A 16,746-nucleotide genomic window follows, 5' to 3' on the forward strand; every position below is an offset into this window, starting at 1 on the left:
TGCGAGAACAGAATGAATCTGTTAAATCAATTAGTTCAAATTTTTAAGAACTTCAGTTCGCTAGGACGGAATCGCCTGCTGGCGCTGACTGGCGTGGGTGTCGTTTCAGTCGTGCTGATCCTGGCGGCAGCCTTTTTGGTCAACAAGCCGGCTCAGGAAACACTTTATGTCGGGCTTGATACGCCGGATCTGAACCAGATCAGCATGGCGCTCGCCGAGGCGAATATCGGATTTCAGGTCGGAAGCGACGGCACCAGCATCACTGTTCCTGCCGGCATGACCGGCAAGGCGCGGCTCCTGCTTGCCGAGCGGGGTCTCCCGAACAGCGCCAACGCAGGCTATGAACTCTTCGACAACGTGGGTTCGCTCGGCCTCACCTCGTTCATGCAGGAAGTCACGCGGGTTCGCGCGCTTGAGGGCGAAATCGGGCGCACGATCCAATCGATTTCGGGCATCACCGCTGCACGCGTCCACATCGTCATGCCCGAGGTCGGCAACTTCCGCAAAGCCGAACAGAAGCCCACTGCCTCTGTCATGATCCGCGCCAGTGCCGCGGCCGGCCGCAATGCGGCGACATCGATCCGCCACCTTGTTGCATCGGCCGTTCCCGGCCTCGACGTCGGCGACGTCACAATCCTCGATTCCGCGGGCCAGTTGCTCGCTTCGGGCGACGAGGCCAGCAATAGTTCACTGAACCGTTCGCTGAACATCGTTCAGAATGTCCAGGGCGAAGTTGAATCCAACATCGACAAGGCGCTCGCACCCTTCCTCGGCATGGACAACTTCCGCTCCAGCGTCACGGCCGAATTGAACACCGACAGCCAGCAGATCCAGGAAACGACCTACGATCCGGAATCGAAGGTCGAGCGCTCGATCCGGACGACCAAGGAAGCCTCTCAGTCGCAGCAGAAGCAGTCCGACAACGCCACGACCGTTGAGCAGAACATTCCACAGGCAGCGCCCGACTCCGGCGGCGCCACCGGTCCGGAATCGCAAGACAAGTCCGACAAGAAAGAAGAGCAGACCAACTACGAAATCAACAGCAAGACGACGGCAACGACGCGCAACAGCTACAAGATCGACAAGCTCTCTATCGCCGTTGTCGTCAACAAGGGCCGGATTGCTCAGATGGTCGGCGAACCGGCCGATCAGGCGAAGGTCGATGCCTATCTCGCCGAGATGCAGAAGATTGTCGCATCGGCAGCCGGCATCAGCACCAACCGCGGCGACGTCGTGACCGTTACGGCCATGGACTTCCTGGAGAACCAGCTTCTCGAGGAGACGGGTAGCGGCGTCCGTGTGATGGATATGCTGAGCCGCAACCTTGCAGGCATCATCAACTCGCTCGCCTTCGTCGCAGTCGCCTTCCTGGTGATCTGGATGGGCGTCCGCCCGATGATCCGCAGTGTGACGGGCAATGGTGTGGCGGCTATCGGCGACACGTCGCCAGAAAGCGCCGGTCTCGAACTTCCGGACTTCGCCCCGGCGGCAGGCGCGGGCGCAGGTGGCGCGCTCATGGATGGCTTCGGCTCCGACTTCGGCTTCGACAGCACCGAGGACCTGCTCAGCCTTGGTGACGACGACGGCAACTTCAACCGTCGCGTCAAGGAAGGCCCGGAACGCAAACTGGCGCGCATGGTCGAGATCAACGAGGAGCGCGCCGCGAAAATCCTCAGAAAATGGGCGGTCGACAACGCAGCATAGTAAGAGGCCGGGCAACCGGCCTTTTTCTTCGCCCATTTGCTGCACGGCGATCCGGTCGGATTGCTATCGCTCGGACGCGCGCATGAAGATTTCTGAGGATAGGCTTGACACGGGGCTGATATGGCCACGCGTTTTACGCGAATCGTATTGTCAGAATTCCCCGAATCACTTTAATTTAAGAATTCCTTAACAAGCGGAATTTGCGTGCGAATCAGCGCACGAAATGCAGAGTATGTAAATCCCAAGAACTCGGAGATGGTGGATTTTGCCACCTACCGTAATCTTGGGTGATTCGCGGAGAGGTCGTAGTTTGTTCAGGAGCGTGCGGATCAAGCTTCTGTCTTAGTGGTTCACAGCCGCAGGGTTTTGCCAATGGACATGCATATATTGCAGGCTCTCAAGAGCGATGCGCACAAGGCAAACTTCGTTGGCATCGCAGCGACAAACCTTTCCTCGCGTGACGAGTTGATCGCGCAGCTCTGCGAGATTGCGAACACGGGACGGTTGCAGCCGGGTCTCCGCGCGTTGACGGATTATGTCGGCGCTTCGCACTATCTGTTGGCGCGAGCGGACCTAGTGCAGGAGGCGGGCCTCGATTTCGTGGTCTCCTCGGACTGGCCGTTCGATCTCGTCACCAATCTGGCGCATGCCTTCGTCGGCGGCTTCGCCCGGGCGACGGAACTCGAAAAGTGCATGCAGCTCTTCAAGCCGCATTTCGCCCTCCTGCCGGATACGGCGGACGCCCCTGATGGCGCCAGCCGCCAATTCTGTTCGCTGATGTTCAATATCGGCCGCTCCCGCCTCGTGCTGATGTTCCTGTTTGATGATGGGTTCATCCTGTCGCAGGAGCGGTTGCGGGACGTGGGGCTTCTGGCGGCCTATTTCGCCAGCTTCCTGCAATGCGGTGCCACCAAGACTGACCGGGACTTCGAATTGACCGATCGGGAACTGGAGTGCCTTTTCTGGATCGCCGAGGGAAAGACGAGCGACGAGATTGCGATGATCCTCGGCATCTCCCGCAACACGATCAACAACTACATCACCAGTGTCATGCGAAAGACGGCTACGAAGACTCGTTCTGAAGCCATCGCATTCGCGGTGAGGAACAATCTCGTCTAAGGGGACGGCGTTATGGGGCAGCCATCCGGTAGATCGATGGGAAATTCGGAAACGATGCGCGGCGTGCGAGTCAACAAGGTGGCGAGCCGGTCTGACCTGTTCCCGCGCCTGATCGGCATGCAGAAGCTCGCCTACGCCCAGAATTTCGCGGTCTACCGTATCAGCGCCGCCGGTGTCCCGGCAAAGCAGCGCCTGGTTTGCGAACTGGAGAATTGGGGTTCTGTCAACAGTGGCTTCAGCCGGGCGTTCATCGACGCCCATGGCGAAGCGCTGCTTGATCATATCGAGAAGTCGCTTCTGCCCGTTGTGTGGGCTGGGGGCCTCGATCGCGCCCCCCCACGGCCCGCAAGCATCGCTCCCTTCATGGCGCGCCTCACGGACGGCCTGGCTCCGTTCTCCGGCATGGCGTTCCCGGTGCGCCTAGGCGCCATCGGCAACGGCTTCGTTGTCTTCACCGGCGACGATCTTGAACCGGCGAGCGATATGATCGTTGAGCTGCACGCGCGGTCCTGCCAGATCATGATCGACCTGCTCTCGCTCGACGAGCGCCGTGTGGCGGCGGCCGAAGCCCTCAGCGAACGCGAGCTTGCCTGCCTGCAGCTTGCCGGCGACGGACGCATCAGCGAAGAGATTGCAGAGAAGCTCGGCCTCTCCGTGCATACCGTCAACGCCTATCTTGGTTCGGCAACGATCAAGCTGGATTCGGTCAACCGAATCCAGGCGATCGCGAAGGCCATTCGCCTCGGATACATAAGCTGACGAGAAGGCGCGCGGGTGCTTTAGCCCGCCAATGCCCGCAATGGCTCGACGTTATAGCGTGCGTCGCGAAGGCTCTGCTCGAGAACAGCGGTGTTTTCGTCCGGGTCCGTCGACGGACTTTGGAAGGCGATGTGGTTGATCTCGATACCGGCATGCTCCTCGGCAAGCGTGAGCTGCGCATAGATCGTGACGCCGCGCGGCTTGATTTCGAGGTCGATCACCACTTCGGGCTTGCCGCCCCACTCCAGCGTATAGCTGCCGCCATGGCCGAAATTGACCGTGCCGGGATGGAAGAAAAGCTCGGCGGCTGACGATACCAGATCGGAAAGATTGCCGTAGTACTCGAAGCGCAGAAGAGAGATGAGGTCCGAAGCGTCCAGAAGCCGCAATTCCGTGGCCACAGGGCTGATTGCTTCAGCCAGGATTTTTTCACGCTGGGTAGAGTAGGGGCATTTTTTCATTCGGCTATCTTACCCGTTTGTTCTTGGCTTGCGTCGCGTAGACCCGATGGATGAGTTCTGCGACTGCCTTATAGAATACAGACGGTATGACACTATCGACCGAGACTTGCGCAAACATGGAGCGCGCGAGAGGCGGGTCTTCGAAAACGGGAATGCCGTTCTTTTCCGCGATCTCTCGGATTTTCAATGCAATTAGATCCTGACCCTTGGCGACGACGACAGGCGCGTCATTTTCCTCTCGCACGTAGCGCAGGGCGACGGCAAAGTGCGTCGGGTTGGCGATCACAAGCGTGGCGCGGTCGACGTTGGCGATCATGCGGCGGCGGGCACGATCGCGCATCACCGAGCGCTGGCGGCTCTTGACGAAGGGGTCGCCCTGCGACTGCTTGTTTTCTTCCTTGATCTCGTGTCGCGTCATCTTCAGTTCGGTGAACCAGTGATAGCGCGTCCAGAAGAAGTCGGCGATCGCCACGACCGCGGTGGCAATCAGGACGACGATGGTGATCTTCTGCATCGACGTCATCATGCGCGTGAAGATCGTCTGCGGGTCGGAGAACATCGCGTCGATTGCGCTGAAGTATTCGCTTTTCAGCACAAAGAACATGACGACGCCAACGATCACGATCTTCGTCAGCGACTTGCCGAACTCAACGAGGCCGGGCAGGCTGAACAGCCGCGACCATCCCTTGGCGATCGAAATACGCGAAAATTGTGGCCGTATGCGCTCGAGCACCGGCGTCGGCAGGTTCTGCGAGATGGACGCGACGACGCCAAACACCATGAACAGGATGAAGGCAGGTGCGAGCAATGCCGCCGAAACCCACCCCAGGTGAACGAAAAGGGAAAGCGCATCCGGCCCGGTTTCGAGCTTCCATTGGTCTGGCTGCTCGAAAATGTCCTTCAGCGCCTCGCCGACCTTGCTGAGCCCGTCCGGCAGGAAGAAGATGATGTAGACGAAGGTGGCAAGCACGGTGGCAAAAAGCGGCACCTCGCGCGAAAACGGCAGGTTGCCTTTCTCGGCAGCGTCGCTTTTCTTTTTCGCCGTCGGGTCTTCTGTTTTGCTGTCCTTGTCGTCGTCGGCCAAGGCCGAGGCCCTCCATCAAAAGAAACGGCCGCGCCAGGGCGCGGCCTTTCCGGAAGGGTATCTCCCTTTTGCAGCCGCGATCAACCACGGCGGTGGGAGGGCGCGGCTTCGTGCACAACAACAGCGGTTTAGGCCGCTGCGGAGCCTTCGCCCTCGGTCTCCTTGAGCTGGATTTGTCCGGAATTTGCCAGGCGAATCGCTTCCTGGGCAATGGCGCGCCGCGCGATGGCGATTTCGCGCGGATTGATGCCGGCCGTTCCGCTCTGCAGATCCGATTCGATCATGCGGCGCTGGCGCGGGCTGATCGAGGCGAGCACCGCCTCGCGCATTTCGGCCGCCGAGCCGCGCAACGCCATGGTGAGGATGTCGGATGAGATGTCGTTCAGCAGCATCACGCGGCTGCGCTGCGGCATGAGCATCAGGTCGTCGAAGAGGAAGATCTTCGGACGGACCTTGTTGACCGATTCGCGGCTGATCGATTCGAGCGAGGTGAGCAGGGTATCGACCTGCGGCTTGTCCATCTCGTTCATCAGCTCGGCAACCTTCGTCGAGCCGATCGAATTCTTCTCGGCGTCGATCTCGGTCAACAGGGTCATCACCTGCTTCTCGATGATCTGCGCGGCCTTGGGACTGACGGACTTGAGGTTGACGGTACGGTTCATGATGTCCGCGCGGCGACCGTCCGGAATCTGCATCAGGACCTTGGCGCCGAACGAGGATGGCATCATGGAGAGAATATAGGCAACCGTCTGCGGATGTTCGCGCAGGAGGAACTTGCCGATGAAAGCCGGGTCGCCTTCGCCGAGACGATCCCAGATCGACGTCTCGTAGGCCTGGAAGGTGGTGCGACGGCCGAGGAGGCTGTCGACTTCGTCGGGGGTCAGACCCTCTTCGAGGATGCTCTCAATTGCCTTGGCGTTGTCCATGAGACCCGCACCCTCGGTGAACAGGTCCTCGAATTCGGCCACAAGCCCAAGCAGTTCATCGGGCGGGATCGCACGCAGCGTTTGCGCCGATCCGATGATCGTCTGCAGCTCGGCCTGCGTGAAATACTTCAATAGCCTGCCGGCGACCCCTTTCCCCATAGCGAGGAGAACGGCCGCCGCCTTTTCAGCCTGGGTCAACGGTTTCTCGGCAAGAGCGCCGCCGAAATCGTCAAAGTCCATCATGGTCTAACCTCTCCGTCCCTGCACCGGGATCAGGCTTTTTTCGTACTCAAAACTTCTATCAGCTTGACGCCGAAACGCGTGTCGTCGTTTTCCAGAACGGTGATCTCGCCGCGAGCAATCTTGCGGCCGTTCACCATGATTTCGACCGGCTCACCGATCTTCTTGTCGAGCGCGATGGTTGCGCCTTCGTTCAGGTTCATCAGGCCGGCGACCTGCATGCGGCTGCTGCCGAGCATGATCTGGACGTCGATCGGGATGTCCATGATCAGGTCGAGGTTCGACTGCATGGCGCTGCCAAGCGGCGCCGGTTCGGAAGCGACCGCACCAAAGGAGGCGTCACCGAAATCGGAAGAGCCGCCAAAGTCGGAGGCCGTGCCGAAATCGCCGCCTGCGAACGCAGGCTCCTCGGCCGCGTCATCGAAATCGCCGCCAAAGGTGGATAGATCGGTGCTGCCGCTGAAAGCGTCACTCTCGTCGGCGAAGTCCGGCAGGCCGCCTTCCGCGTCGGTCTTCAGGACGCCGCGCAGGTCATCGATGGCCTGATCAAGCTCGGCCTCGTTGCCCGGGAGCTCCATTGAAAGGTCGCTGTTCTTGGGTGTCTTCTTCGTCGCCATGAAATCACTATTCCAGTTGAAACTTGCCTCAGGCTGCCGTGCGGCAGCCCGCTTGGAAAATGGGCTAATTCATCAAGTGGCGGATGAGATCGTCATCCGAGTTGATCGTATCCTTCACCCGGACGGTGTAATTCTCGCCCGAACGTCCAAACTCGCAGATGTACAATTCTTTGCTGTTGGCACTCACTTCGACGCGGACGTCGCCGCGATCGTAGAAGGGGATGACATCGCCAGCCGCAAGCTTCGAAATGGTCCGCAGCGTCAGGTCTTGCAGACGGATCTTGGCGTTGAGCGTTACCTGCGAGCGGCGCACCTGCTCGCTGAGTTGATCGCTCCATTCAGACGATTTTGCTGACTGCCCCTTGGCCTTCGGAGCCGTCACGCTCGTCTTCAGCAGAGCAGCTTGGGGAACGATCAGCGAGAAATCCGAGGTAATGCCGGAAAGCGTGATCGACATGTTGATCGCGGCCGCAAACTCGTCGGGCTTGTCTTCGGCCGGCTTGGCACGCGTTTCGAACGCGTAGGGAAATTCCAGGGCCGGCTCGAAGCCGCCAGGCGCGTTCACTGCCGAGCGAAGAACATTGGCGATCTTGTCGAAGACCATGACCGCAAGCTCGAGCTCGATCACGGACAGCAGGCGGTCGGCCGGCTGCTCGACCGTCTCGGCGGACGCACCGAGCAGATGCTCCATGAGCGTGATGACGAAGCTGTTGCCGCAGGCGAGCGTGATGTTCTGCGACCAGTTGCGGAGCGTCGCATCGACAAGCGTCGTGTTGCCGCCAAGATCGGCGACGAGGTCGTTCTTGTGTCCGCTGTCACAGCCGAGATAGGCCACGTCGACGTCGAGGTTGGTCTCGCTTTTGATGATGTCGGGCAGGAAGGCCGTATAGACATCGCCGAATGCGCTGCAGATCTTCTCGATGGTGGCCTTGTCGCCGAGTCTGCCGGTCAGCTTGGCAAGAAGGGCTTCGTCCATAAGGGGTTTCTTGAGGGTAGCGTTCATGACCGTTTACGCCGCCTTGTTCTCGCCGCCGGGGTTCATCATTTCCTGCTCGACTGCGTCGATCGAAGGACGCTCATAGGCCGAGATCGTCTTGCGACCGTACTCGAGGGCAACTTGCGGCACGGAGCCGTTCATGTAGGCAAGCAACGTCTGCTTGACGATGACATAGAGGCGATGCTGCTTGTTGCGGACGATCTTGATCTGGGAAACGATCGGCGAACACACACAATAGGACAGGAGAATGCCAAGGAAGGTGCCGACGAGCGCCGAGCCGATCAGGTGGCCGAGAACTTCAGGCGAATCGTTGATGTGTGCCATCGCCTTGATGACGCCGAGAACGGCCGCGACGATACCGATTGCGGGGAAGGCGTCGCCCATGATCTGGATGGCGTGATAGGGCTTCATCTTGTCGTGCAGGATGGTGTTGATCTCTTCGTCCATCAGCGCCTCGATCTCATGCGAACGGGCATTGCCGATGATGATCAGGCGGACGTAATCACAGATGAATGCCGTCAGTTCCTTGTTCTTGAGGATCGTCGGAGCGGATTGGAAGATCGAGGATTCGGCCGGATTGTCGATATGTGCCTCGATCTCGTTGCGCGACTTCGTACGAAGGTCGCGCATCAGGGAATAGAGAACACCAAGCGTATCGAGATAATTCCGTTCCTTCGGGACCGTGTGCTTGAAGGCTTCCCCAAGCGCCTTGCCGGAATCCTTCACGACCTTCATCGGGTTGCCCATGACGAAGCTGCCCAGGCCGGCACCGCCGATGATGACGAGCTCGAAAGGCTGCCAAAGCGCCTCCACATGGCCGCCCATCGCCATGAAGCTGCCGATGATGCAGCCGCAGGTAATCACAAATCCGATAATGATATTCATCGTCAGTCCAAACCTGATCGTTATTTTCAACCCAAGGGATAGGGCTGCTGGCTTGCGTGAGGCTGATGATTGCCCCTGCAAATCAAGCTTTTCCATGCCAGCTTCGCGCAAGCATTTGCTGTCAGCTTGACGGTGACGAATGGGCATCCGTGCCTGTTTCTGAGATGCCGCCTCAGCGAGATCCGTGGTCCAACCGACTGCAAACACCCGGATTTCGTACCGTTCATCGCCAATGCAGGAGCCTATCGGGATGCAATCTGGTCTTTATGTTTCGTTGTCGTCGCAGATCGCACTCGAACGTCGCCTCACCACCATCGCCGACAATATGGCGAACGTGAACACGACTGGCTTCCGCGCAACGGAGGTGAAGTTCGACGAGATGCTCGGTGAGACCGGCAACAAGATCAACGCCAAGATCGCCTATGTTTCGCAGGGCAACGACTATCTGTCGGGTGACAGCGGCGAGCTCGAGCACACCGGAAACATGCTCGACTTCGCGATCAAGGGCGATGCCTGGTTCTCGGTGGATACGCCGGCCGGCAAGGTTCTGACCAAGGATGGCCGCTTCACGATGAAGGAAAACGGTGAGCTGGTTTCGATCCGCGGTTATCCGGTTCTCGATGCCGGCGGAGCGCCGATCACGCTCAGCAAGGCCGCGGGCGAACCGAAAGTCGGCGCTGACGGATTGATCTATCAAGACGGCAAGCAGGTTGGTTCGCTGGGTCTTTTCGAGGCGGATATCAGCAAGGGCTATCTGCGCTATGAGAACAGCGGCATCATGACCACCGAGCAGCCGCGTGCTGTCACCGATCGCTTCAATGTCGGCGTGCAGCAGGGCTACCTCGAAAATTCCAACGTCAACGCCATGCGCGAAATCACGCAGCTGATCGAAGTCAATCGCGCCTTCGAGAGCGTGACCTCGCTCTCGAAGGACAGCGAGGCTTCGTTCAGTGAAGCGATCAAGACGCTCGGCGGCAGCCGCTAGCCGAGGTCTGACACATGGGCAACATGCCGCTCACCGAAGCCGATCTCTCGCCGAAGCTCGCGCACCTCGCCGGGCTCGTCTCGCGCTATTCCAACCCCGAGTTCCTGGTCGCCCCTGGCGGCCATGTGCAGACAATCGCCGCCGGCCACTACACCGTGACCGGCCTCTCGCGCCATGTCAGGCTCGGCGAATTCGTGGCGCACAAGTCGTCGACCGGGATCCACCTCGGCGAGGTCGTCCGCGTCGAGCCTGAATTGACCTACGTTTGCCCGATAGAGCCGGGCGAGCCGATCGGCATCCATGATACGGTCATTCGCAAGGGTGCCTTTCGCATTTCGCCGTCCGACAGCTGGTGCGGACGCACGATCAACTCGCTGTGCGAGCCGATCGATGGCCTGGGTCCCATCGTCGAAGGCCTCGGCCGCCGTTCGATTTCGAACACCGCGCCGCCATCCATGACGCGAAAGCGTGTGGAGAAAGGCTTCAAGACAGGCGTTCGCGCCATCGACATTTTCTCGCCGCTCTGCCTCGGCCAGCGCCTTGGCATTTTCGCCGGCTCAGGCGTCGGCAAATCGACGCTGCTCTCCATGCTGGCGCGCGCCGACGCCTTCGACAAGGTCGTGATCGCACTGGTCGGCGAACGCGGCCGCGAAGTCCGCGAATTCATCGAAGATACGCTTGGGGCCAACATGAGGAAGGCGATCGCCGTTGTTGCAACGAGTGATGAGAGCCCGATGCTGCGCAAGATGGCTCCGCTGACTGCCGTCACCATCGCCGAGCATTTCCGCGACCAGGGCGACAACGTGCTACTGATCGTTGATAGCGTCACCCGATTTGCCCATGCCATCCGGGAGGTCGCGACCGCGTCCGGTGAGCCGCCGATCGCGCGCGGCTATCCCGCTTCCGTTTTCACCGAGTTGCCGCGGCTGCTGGAGCGTGCGGGTCCGGGCCCCGAAGGCACGGGGACGATCACCGCGATCATCTCGATCCTGGTCGATGGCGACAACCACAACGACCCGATCGCCGATTCGACGCGCGGCATTCTGGACGGCCACATCGTCCTGCAGCGTAGTCTGGCGGAGGAGGGACGCTACCCACCGATCGATCCGCTGGCCTCGATCTCGCGCCTGGCGCGCAGGGCCTGGACCCCGGATCAGGAAAAGCTGGTGTCGCGCCTCAAGACGCTCATCCACCGCTTCGAGGAGACACGCGACCTTCGCCTGATTGGCGGTTACCGACTGGGCGCCGACCCTGATCTTGATATGGCGGTCAAGCAGGTACCGATTATTTACGATGTTTTGAAACAGTCCCCGGGCGACGTCGATTCGCAGGATGCCTTTGCCGATCTGGCTGGCGCCCTGAAGGCCGCCGCCGGCATCGGCGGCCAGCCGAATATCCGCAGGTAGAAAGGCGCGACGTGACCGATTTCGACGACGATGAGAAGATCGCCCCGCTGAAGCCTCTGCGGCGCAAAACCGTCTTTCTCGACCGCGTTCTGACGATCGCCGGCCTTATGCTGGCGGGAGCGTCCGCGTTCTTTCCGTGGTACGTCTTCTTCAACGAAGACAAGTTCGGCATCAATGTTGCGCAGGGTGACCGGACGCGCGACCTTCCGGACTGGCCGGCGCGGAACGTCTTCAGCGTCTCGCCCCTCGCGATGGCCAACAAGAACCAACACGAAAGGAAGCCTGAGATCCCGGTCGATCCGCTGACGACGGCGACGGTTTCCAGTATCGGCAGGGAAGACGACAAGGGCGCGCCGGCTGAAGACCAGCCGTTTCCCGGAAAATCGGGTTTTCGCCTTCTCCACGTCGCAAATGGCCGCGCCCTGATCGAAGACACATCAGGAATGTACGTCGTGCGTGTCGGATCGATCCTGCCGGACGAAAGCCGGCTGGCGACACTGGAGGAGCGCGATGGCAAATGGGTCATCATCACCTCCAGGGGCGATGTCTACCAGCACAATTGAGCGCGTGCCCGGCGCGCAGCGGCTCAGTCGAAGGCTCCACCGGATACGGTCGGAGCCTTCTCTGCATTCTGGGGGCAGGGCCCGACGAGGCCCGGATTTCCGGGCCGCATTCTCCGTAAGTCTGACGCAAGATTACCGCCGTAGGTTCGCCTCAGTAAAAAACGGAGAGTTCCCATGCAACCGATTCAACTTTTCGACTTGGCCTCGCGGCAGGCCGAATGGCTGACGATCCGTCAGGAGGTTGTTGCCGGCAACATCGCGAACGCGAACACGCCGAAATACCGCGCCAAGGACATCACGCCCTTCCAGGCGGCCCTCGATAAGTCGGACATTAACATGGCGCGCACCAATGCTGCGCACCTGACCGGCAACGATCTGGGCACGAAGAGTGAGATCGACGTCAAGGATGCAGCCCTCGATCAGGAGATCGGCGTCCAGGAATCCGGCAACACGGTCGGCCTTGCCGAGGAACTTTCCAAGTCCGGTGAAATCAAGCGTCAATACGATCTGAACACCTCGCTGGTGAGCTCGTTCAACCGCATGATGCTGATGACGGTGAAGAGCTAAGATCATGGATCCTTTGTCAGCGGCACTCAAAATCGCAGGATCGGGACTCGAGGCGCAATCGACGCGCCTGCGCATCGTGTCCGAAAACATTGCCAACGCCCGCTCGACCGGCGACACGCCCGGCGCCGATCCCTATCGCCGCAAGACGGTCACCTTCGGGGAAGCCGTGGATCGTGCCAATGGCGTCACCACGGTCAACGTCAAGAAGCTCGGGGAGGATGAATCCAAGTTCATCACCGAATACGACCCCAGCAATCCGGCTGCGGATGAAAAGGGCGTGGTCAAGCTTCCGAACGTCAACATGCTGGTCGAGATGGCCGACATGCGGGAAGCCAACCGCTCCTACGACGCCAACCTGCAGACCATCAAGCAATCCCGCGACCTGATCTCGGCAACGATCGATCTACTGAAGAGCCAATAACAATGATCAACAATGTCAATAGCGTCAGCTCCCTGTCGATGACCCGCGGCCTTGCCGCCATCGATCAGGACAACTCCACGGCCTCCTCCGCTGCAGAGAGCGCGGCAAATGACGGTGGCTTCGGTGCGGTTCTCAGCAACGTTGCCACCGGCGCCTTGAATACCCTGAAGAATGCGGAAGGCATGTCCTTTGCCGGCATCAAGGGCACAGCCACGACGCGTGAAGTCGTCGATGCCGTCATGCAGGCGCAGCAGACCCTTCAGACCGCAATCGCCATTCGCGACAAGGTCGTTACAGCCTTTCTCGACGTTACCCGGATGCAGATGTAATTGATTTAAGGACAAAGCCATGAGAGCGCTTGCCATTGCTGCAACGGGTATGGATGCCCAGCAGACCAATCTTGAAGTCATCGCCAACAACATCGCGAACATCAACACGACCGGCTTCAAGCGCGCTCGCGCTGAATTCACGGACCTGCTGTATCAGACCGAGCGCGCCAAGGGCGTCTCCAACCGCGCGAACCAGGCAATCGTACCGGAGGGTGCAAACATCGGTCTCGGCGTTCAGACGTCGTCAATCCGCAATCTGCACATTCAAGGCGAGCTCTCGCAAACCGGCAACGACCTCGACGTGGCACTTATCGGCCGCGGCTTCTTCCAGATCCAGGCACCGGACGGCACGACGCTCTATACGCGCGCCGGCGCATTCAACAAGAACGAGACGGGCCAGATCGTGACGGTCGACGGCTACACTGTCGCCCCGAACATCACGATTCCGACCGGCTCGACCGAATTGACGATCAGCCGCTCCGGCGAGGTGACCGCGAAGCTCCCGGGCGCGACGACGGCCACGACACTGGGCCAGCTTCAGATCGCCGACTTCGTCAACGAAGCCGGTCTTCAGCCCCTCGGCGACAACCTGTTTCAGCAGACGCCCGCTTCCGGCGATCCCGTCGTCGGCACCCCCGACGAAGAGGGCTTCGGCTACATGAAGCAAGGTTACCTCGAATCGTCGAACGTCGATCCGGTGAAGGAAATCACCGAGCTGATATCGGCGCAGCGTGCCTATGAAATGAACTCCAAGGTCATCACCACCGCCGACGAAATGGCCTCCATCGTCAGCAAGAACCTGAAGTAATCGGGAAGGGCCGAAACATGATGTTTTGCCGGGTCAAAGGTATCCTCGGACGGGCGGCAGCCGCCGCCATTGCGATCACCGCATTTGCCGCGCCGCAGGCAGCAGTCGCTGCCGGCATGGGATATGCGGTGGTTCCGACAACGACCATCTACCCCGGCGAAACCGTTTCTGGCGCCCAGCTCCAGGAAGTGGAAGTGACCAATCCCAACCTGAAGGGCGATTATGCAAAGTCGATCCGCCAGGTCGAAGGGATGATCTCCAAGCGCACGCTCCTGCCGGGACGCACGATCTCCGTTTCGGCGCTGCGGGAGCCCTTTACCGTGACGCGCGGCTCCTCGATCCGGCTGATCTTCACGCTCGGCGCGATGACGATCTCGGCAGCCGGGTCGCCACTTGAAGACGGCATGACGGGGCAGCTCATCCGCGTTCGCAACATGGATTCCGGCGTGATTGTCAGCGGCACCGTGCTCGCCGACGGCACCATACACGTGGCCGCAAAATGAAGATGTTTTTCCGCCTTTTCGTAGCCCTTGCGTTTCTGTCCCCGAACGTTGTCGCCGTCACGCCCGCTGCGGCGACGAACTCGCGCATCAAGGACATTGCCTCCCTGCAGGCGGGACGCGACAACCAGCTGATCGGCTATGGTCTTATCGTCGGCCTTCAGGGCACCGGCGACGGCTTCCGCGCTTCGCCGTTCACCGAGCAGTCGATGCGCGCGATGCTGCAAAACCTCGGCATCTCCACGCAGGGCGGCCAGTCCAACGCGAAGAATACGGCGGCTGTCATGGTTACCGCCAATCTGCCGCCTTTTGCCAGTCCCGGCAGCCGTATCGATGTCAGCGTCAGTTCGCTGGGTGATGCCACGTCGCTGCGCGGCGGAACGCTGATCATGACGTCGCTGTCGGGCGCTGACGGCCAGATTTACGCTGTCGCACAGGGCTCAGTCGTCGTCTCGGGTTTTAGCGCCCAAGGCCAGGCCGCGAGCGTGACCGAGGGTGTGACGACCGCCGGACGGGTGCCGGGCGGTGCCATCATCGAACGCGAGCTGCCGTCGCGCTTCAAGGATTCGGTCAATCTTGTTCTGCAGCTACGGAACCCGGACTTCTCGACGGCCATTCGCATCGCCGATGTCGTCAACGGCTACGCTTCCGCTCGCTTCGGTGGCCCGGTGGCAGAGGCCAAGGATGCGCAGGAAGTCATCGTCCAGAAGCCGAGAACGGCGGACCTCACGCGCCTGATGGCCGATCTGGAGAACCTTGTCGTCGAGACGGATACGCCGGCGAAGGTGGTGGTGAACGAGCGAACCGGCACGATCGTTATCGGCGCCGATGTGCGCGTGTCGCCGGTTGCCGTCAGCTATGGTACTTTGACTGTCCAGGTGACTGAGACACCGCAGATCATTCAGCCCGAGCCATTCTCGCGCGGCGTGACTGCGGTTCAGCCGCAGACCGACATCGCCGCGCAGAAGACGGGCGGCAAGGTGGCTCTGCTGGATGGGCCTGATCTAAGGACGCTCGTGGCAGGTCTGAATAATATCGGCGTCAAGCCGGATGGCATCATTGCCATCCTCCAGGGCATCAAATCAGCCGGCGCGCTGCAAGCGGAGCTCGTCCTGCAATGATGAAGAACATGACGGCATCTGACTTGCTTCGGCGACTTGCCCTCCCTGCGATGGCCGTGGTGGCGCTGTCCATCCCTGGCGCCTTTGCGCAGGAGCAGCCGGCGCCGAAGGGTGAGATGACCTCGCAGGAGGAGATCAAGCAGTTCTGCACGAACATTGCCGATCCCGCTCGCGACCAGCGCTATCTCCTGCAGAAGCAGGAGCTCGAAAAGCTCCGCGCCGACGTCGATTCCCGCATTGCGGAAATGAACAAGCGCAAGGAGGAATATCAGGACTGGCTGAAGCGCCGCGATGTTTTCCTCAAGCAGGCGGAAGCGGGTCTCACGGACATTTATAAGAAAATGAAGCCGGACGCAGCCGCATCGCAGCTGCAAGAGGTCAAGATCGAAGTGGCGGCGGCCGTCATCATGCGGCTGAACGCCACGCAATCGAGCCTGATCCTCAACGAGATGGATCCGCAGAAGGCTGCGGTCATCGCCAACATCATCGCCAGCGCGTCCGATCCCAATACGTCGAAGGACCCTTCATGAACAAGCGTTTCCCGGTCGCGATTGCAGCTGTCGCCCTTCTTGCAGGCTGCGCATCGCCGCAGGCTGTCAATGAGATCGGTCGCGCCCCGGCCATGAGCCCGATCGGCAGCGGTCTCGCTTACGGCCAGACGCCGCAGATGGCGCTCTATCCGAAGCAGCCGCGCCAGGTCGCGCAGGGCTATTCTCTCTGGAGCGACTCGCAGGCAGCCCTCTTCAAGGATGCCCGCGCTCTCAACGTCGGCGATATCCTGACCGTCAATATCCAGATCAACGATAAGGCGAAGTTCGAGAATGACACGAGCCGCAGCCGGACCAACTCGAGCGGCCTCAACTGGGACGTCGACGCCAACGTCATGGGCTGGAATCCGTCGTCGAAGACCGATGTGACCTATGGTTCCGACACCAGCACCGACGGCAAGGGCAAGATCGACCGGTCCGAAACGCTGAAGCTCATGGTCGCGGCCGTCGTCACTGGCATTCTCGAAAATGGCAACCTCGTGATCAGCGGCTCCCAGGAAGTTCGTGTCAACCAGGAGATCCGTATTCTCAACGTCGCCGGTATCGTGCGCCCGCAGGACGTCAACGCCGACAACCAGATTTCCTACGAGAAGATTGCTGAGGCCCGCATCTCCTACGGTGGTCGTGGCCGCCTGATGGAAGTGCAGCAGCCGCCGCGCGGCCAGCAGGCCGTCGATCTCTTCTCGCCCCTCTGAGGCTGAACACC

General features: G+C 60.4%; 20 protein-coding genes. 14 read left to right on the forward strand and 6 right to left on the reverse strand.

All coding sequences use genetic code 11. The features are described from left to right. Positions 1 to 12 precede the first annotated feature (12 nt). From fliF to visR, 3 genes are all read left to right on the forward strand, one after another. A complete protein-coding gene (fliF, locus tag ACSQ9D_RS01340) occupies positions 13 to 1,704 on the forward strand; it encodes a flagellar basal-body MS-ring/collar protein FliF (protein ID WP_436280851.1) in 1,692 nt (563 codons plus the stop codon). A gap of 372 nt (positions 1,705 to 2,076) precedes the next feature. Next, positions 2,077 to 2,823 carry a transcriptional regulator VisN gene (visN, locus tag ACSQ9D_RS01345; protein ID WP_436280852.1) on the forward strand — a complete coding sequence of 249 codons (747 nt, stop codon included), beginning with the start codon at positions 2,077 to 2,079 and terminating at the stop codon, positions 2,821 to 2,823. A 12-nt stretch (positions 2,824 to 2,835) separates the two neighbouring features. Beyond that, on the forward strand, positions 2,836 to 3,582 hold the full coding sequence (visR, locus tag ACSQ9D_RS01350; protein ID WP_436280853.1) for a transcriptional regulator VisR: 747 nt from the start codon (positions 2,836 to 2,838) through the stop codon (positions 3,580 to 3,582). 20 nt (positions 3,583 to 3,602) lie between these two features. On the opposite strand, the gene ACSQ9D_RS01355 is transcribed toward visR, so the two are convergent. The 6 genes from ACSQ9D_RS01355 to motA all read right to left on the reverse strand — a co-directional run bounded on the left by ACSQ9D_RS01355 (position 3,603) and on the right by motA (position 8,792). Next, positions 3,603 to 4,043, reverse strand: coding sequence for a hypothetical protein (locus ACSQ9D_RS01355; RefSeq protein ID WP_072371011.1), 441 nt, complete (start codon positions 4,041 to 4,043; stop codon positions 3,603 to 3,605). Positions 4,044 to 4,047: 4 nt separating this feature from the next. Next, positions 4,048 to 5,127 (reverse strand): flagellar biosynthesis protein FlhB, encoded by a 1,080-nt coding sequence (gene flhB / locus ACSQ9D_RS01360; protein WP_436280854.1) that lies wholly within the window; start codon positions 5,125 to 5,127, stop codon positions 4,048 to 4,050. Between the two features lie 128 nt (positions 5,128 to 5,255). Continuing rightward, complete coding sequence (gene fliG, locus ACSQ9D_RS01365) at positions 5,256 to 6,296, reverse strand: flagellar motor switch protein FliG (protein WP_024313031.1); 1,041 nt, start codon at positions 6,294 to 6,296, stop codon at positions 5,256 to 5,258. 29 nt (positions 6,297 to 6,325) lie between these two features. Further along, positions 6,326 to 6,910: a flagellar motor switch protein FliN gene (gene fliN / locus ACSQ9D_RS01370; protein WP_436280855.1), complete on the reverse strand. Its 585-nt coding sequence runs from the start codon at positions 6,908 to 6,910 to the stop codon at positions 6,326 to 6,328. A gap of 64 nt (positions 6,911 to 6,974) precedes the next feature. Further along, a complete protein-coding gene (locus ACSQ9D_RS01375; RefSeq protein ID WP_436280856.1) occupies positions 6,975 to 7,913 on the reverse strand; it encodes a FliM/FliN family flagellar motor switch protein in 939 nt (312 codons plus the stop codon). Positions 7,914 to 7,919: 6 nt separating this feature from the next. Continuing rightward, positions 7,920 to 8,792 (reverse strand): flagellar motor stator protein MotA, encoded by an 873-nt coding sequence (motA, locus tag ACSQ9D_RS01380; RefSeq protein ID WP_024313028.1) that lies wholly within the window; start codon positions 8,790 to 8,792, stop codon positions 7,920 to 7,922. 250 nt (positions 8,793 to 9,042) lie between these two features. Between motA and flgF the strand changes: the two genes are divergently transcribed. The 11 genes from flgF to flgH all read left to right on the forward strand — a co-directional run bounded on the left by flgF (position 9,043) and on the right by flgH (position 16,735). Then, the gene (gene flgF / locus ACSQ9D_RS01385; protein ID WP_436280857.1) at positions 9,043 to 9,777 is read left to right on the forward strand and encodes a flagellar basal-body rod protein FlgF; all 735 of its coding nucleotides are present in this window, start codon (positions 9,043 to 9,045) and stop codon (positions 9,775 to 9,777) included. Between the two features lie 14 nt (positions 9,778 to 9,791). Further along, positions 9,792 to 11,183 (forward strand): flagellar protein export ATPase FliI, encoded by a 1,392-nt coding sequence (gene fliI / locus ACSQ9D_RS01390; RefSeq protein ID WP_436280858.1) that lies wholly within the window; start codon positions 9,792 to 9,794, stop codon positions 11,181 to 11,183. Between the two features lie 11 nt (positions 11,184 to 11,194). Continuing rightward, complete coding sequence (locus tag ACSQ9D_RS01395; RefSeq protein ID WP_436280859.1) at positions 11,195 to 11,746, forward strand: flagellar protein; 552 nt, start codon at positions 11,195 to 11,197, stop codon at positions 11,744 to 11,746. Positions 11,747 to 11,920: 174 nt separating this feature from the next. Next, the gene (flgB, locus tag ACSQ9D_RS01400) at positions 11,921 to 12,313 is read left to right on the forward strand and encodes a flagellar basal body rod protein FlgB (protein WP_024313024.1); all 393 of its coding nucleotides are present in this window, start codon (positions 11,921 to 11,923) and stop codon (positions 12,311 to 12,313) included. Positions 12,314 to 12,317: 4 nt separating this feature from the next. Then, positions 12,318 to 12,734: a flagellar basal body rod protein FlgC gene (gene flgC, locus ACSQ9D_RS01405; RefSeq protein WP_037114251.1), complete on the forward strand. Its 417-nt coding sequence runs from the start codon at positions 12,318 to 12,320 to the stop codon at positions 12,732 to 12,734. A 2-nt stretch (positions 12,735 to 12,736) separates the two neighbouring features. Beyond that, entirely contained in the window at positions 12,737 to 13,063 is a 327-nt protein-coding gene (locus tag ACSQ9D_RS01410; protein ID WP_047516605.1) for a flagellar hook-basal body complex protein FliE, read from the forward strand. A 19-nt stretch (positions 13,064 to 13,082) separates the two neighbouring features. Continuing rightward, a complete protein-coding gene (flgG, locus tag ACSQ9D_RS01415) occupies positions 13,083 to 13,871 on the forward strand; it encodes a flagellar basal-body rod protein FlgG (RefSeq protein ID WP_037114246.1) in 789 nt (262 codons plus the stop codon). 17 nt (positions 13,872 to 13,888) lie between these two features. Beyond that, complete coding sequence (flgA, locus tag ACSQ9D_RS01420; protein WP_436280860.1) at positions 13,889 to 14,374, forward strand: flagellar basal body P-ring formation chaperone FlgA; 486 nt, start codon at positions 13,889 to 13,891, stop codon at positions 14,372 to 14,374. Further along, positions 14,371 to 15,492, forward strand: a complete 1,122-nt coding sequence (locus ACSQ9D_RS01425) for a flagellar basal body P-ring protein FlgI (protein WP_436280861.1) — start codon at positions 14,371 to 14,373, stop codon at positions 15,490 to 15,492. The genes flgA and ACSQ9D_RS01425 overlap by 4 nt, the downstream gene beginning before the upstream one ends. Beyond that, positions 15,489 to 16,022: a MotE family protein gene (locus tag ACSQ9D_RS01430; protein WP_037114236.1), complete on the forward strand. Its 534-nt coding sequence runs from the start codon at positions 15,489 to 15,491 to the stop codon at positions 16,020 to 16,022. The genes ACSQ9D_RS01425 and ACSQ9D_RS01430 overlap by 4 nt, the downstream gene beginning before the upstream one ends. After that, positions 16,019 to 16,735: a flagellar basal body L-ring protein FlgH gene (gene flgH, locus ACSQ9D_RS01435; RefSeq protein ID WP_024313017.1), complete on the forward strand. Its 717-nt coding sequence runs from the start codon at positions 16,019 to 16,021 to the stop codon at positions 16,733 to 16,735. The genes ACSQ9D_RS01430 and flgH overlap by 4 nt, the downstream gene beginning before the upstream one ends. The last annotated feature ends 11 nt before the right edge of the window (positions 16,736 to 16,746 follow it).

The sequence above is a fragment of the Rhizobium sp. LjRoot258 genome, assembly GCF_964254185.1.
Classification (GTDB): Bacteria; Pseudomonadota; Alphaproteobacteria; order Rhizobiales; family Rhizobiaceae; genus Rhizobium.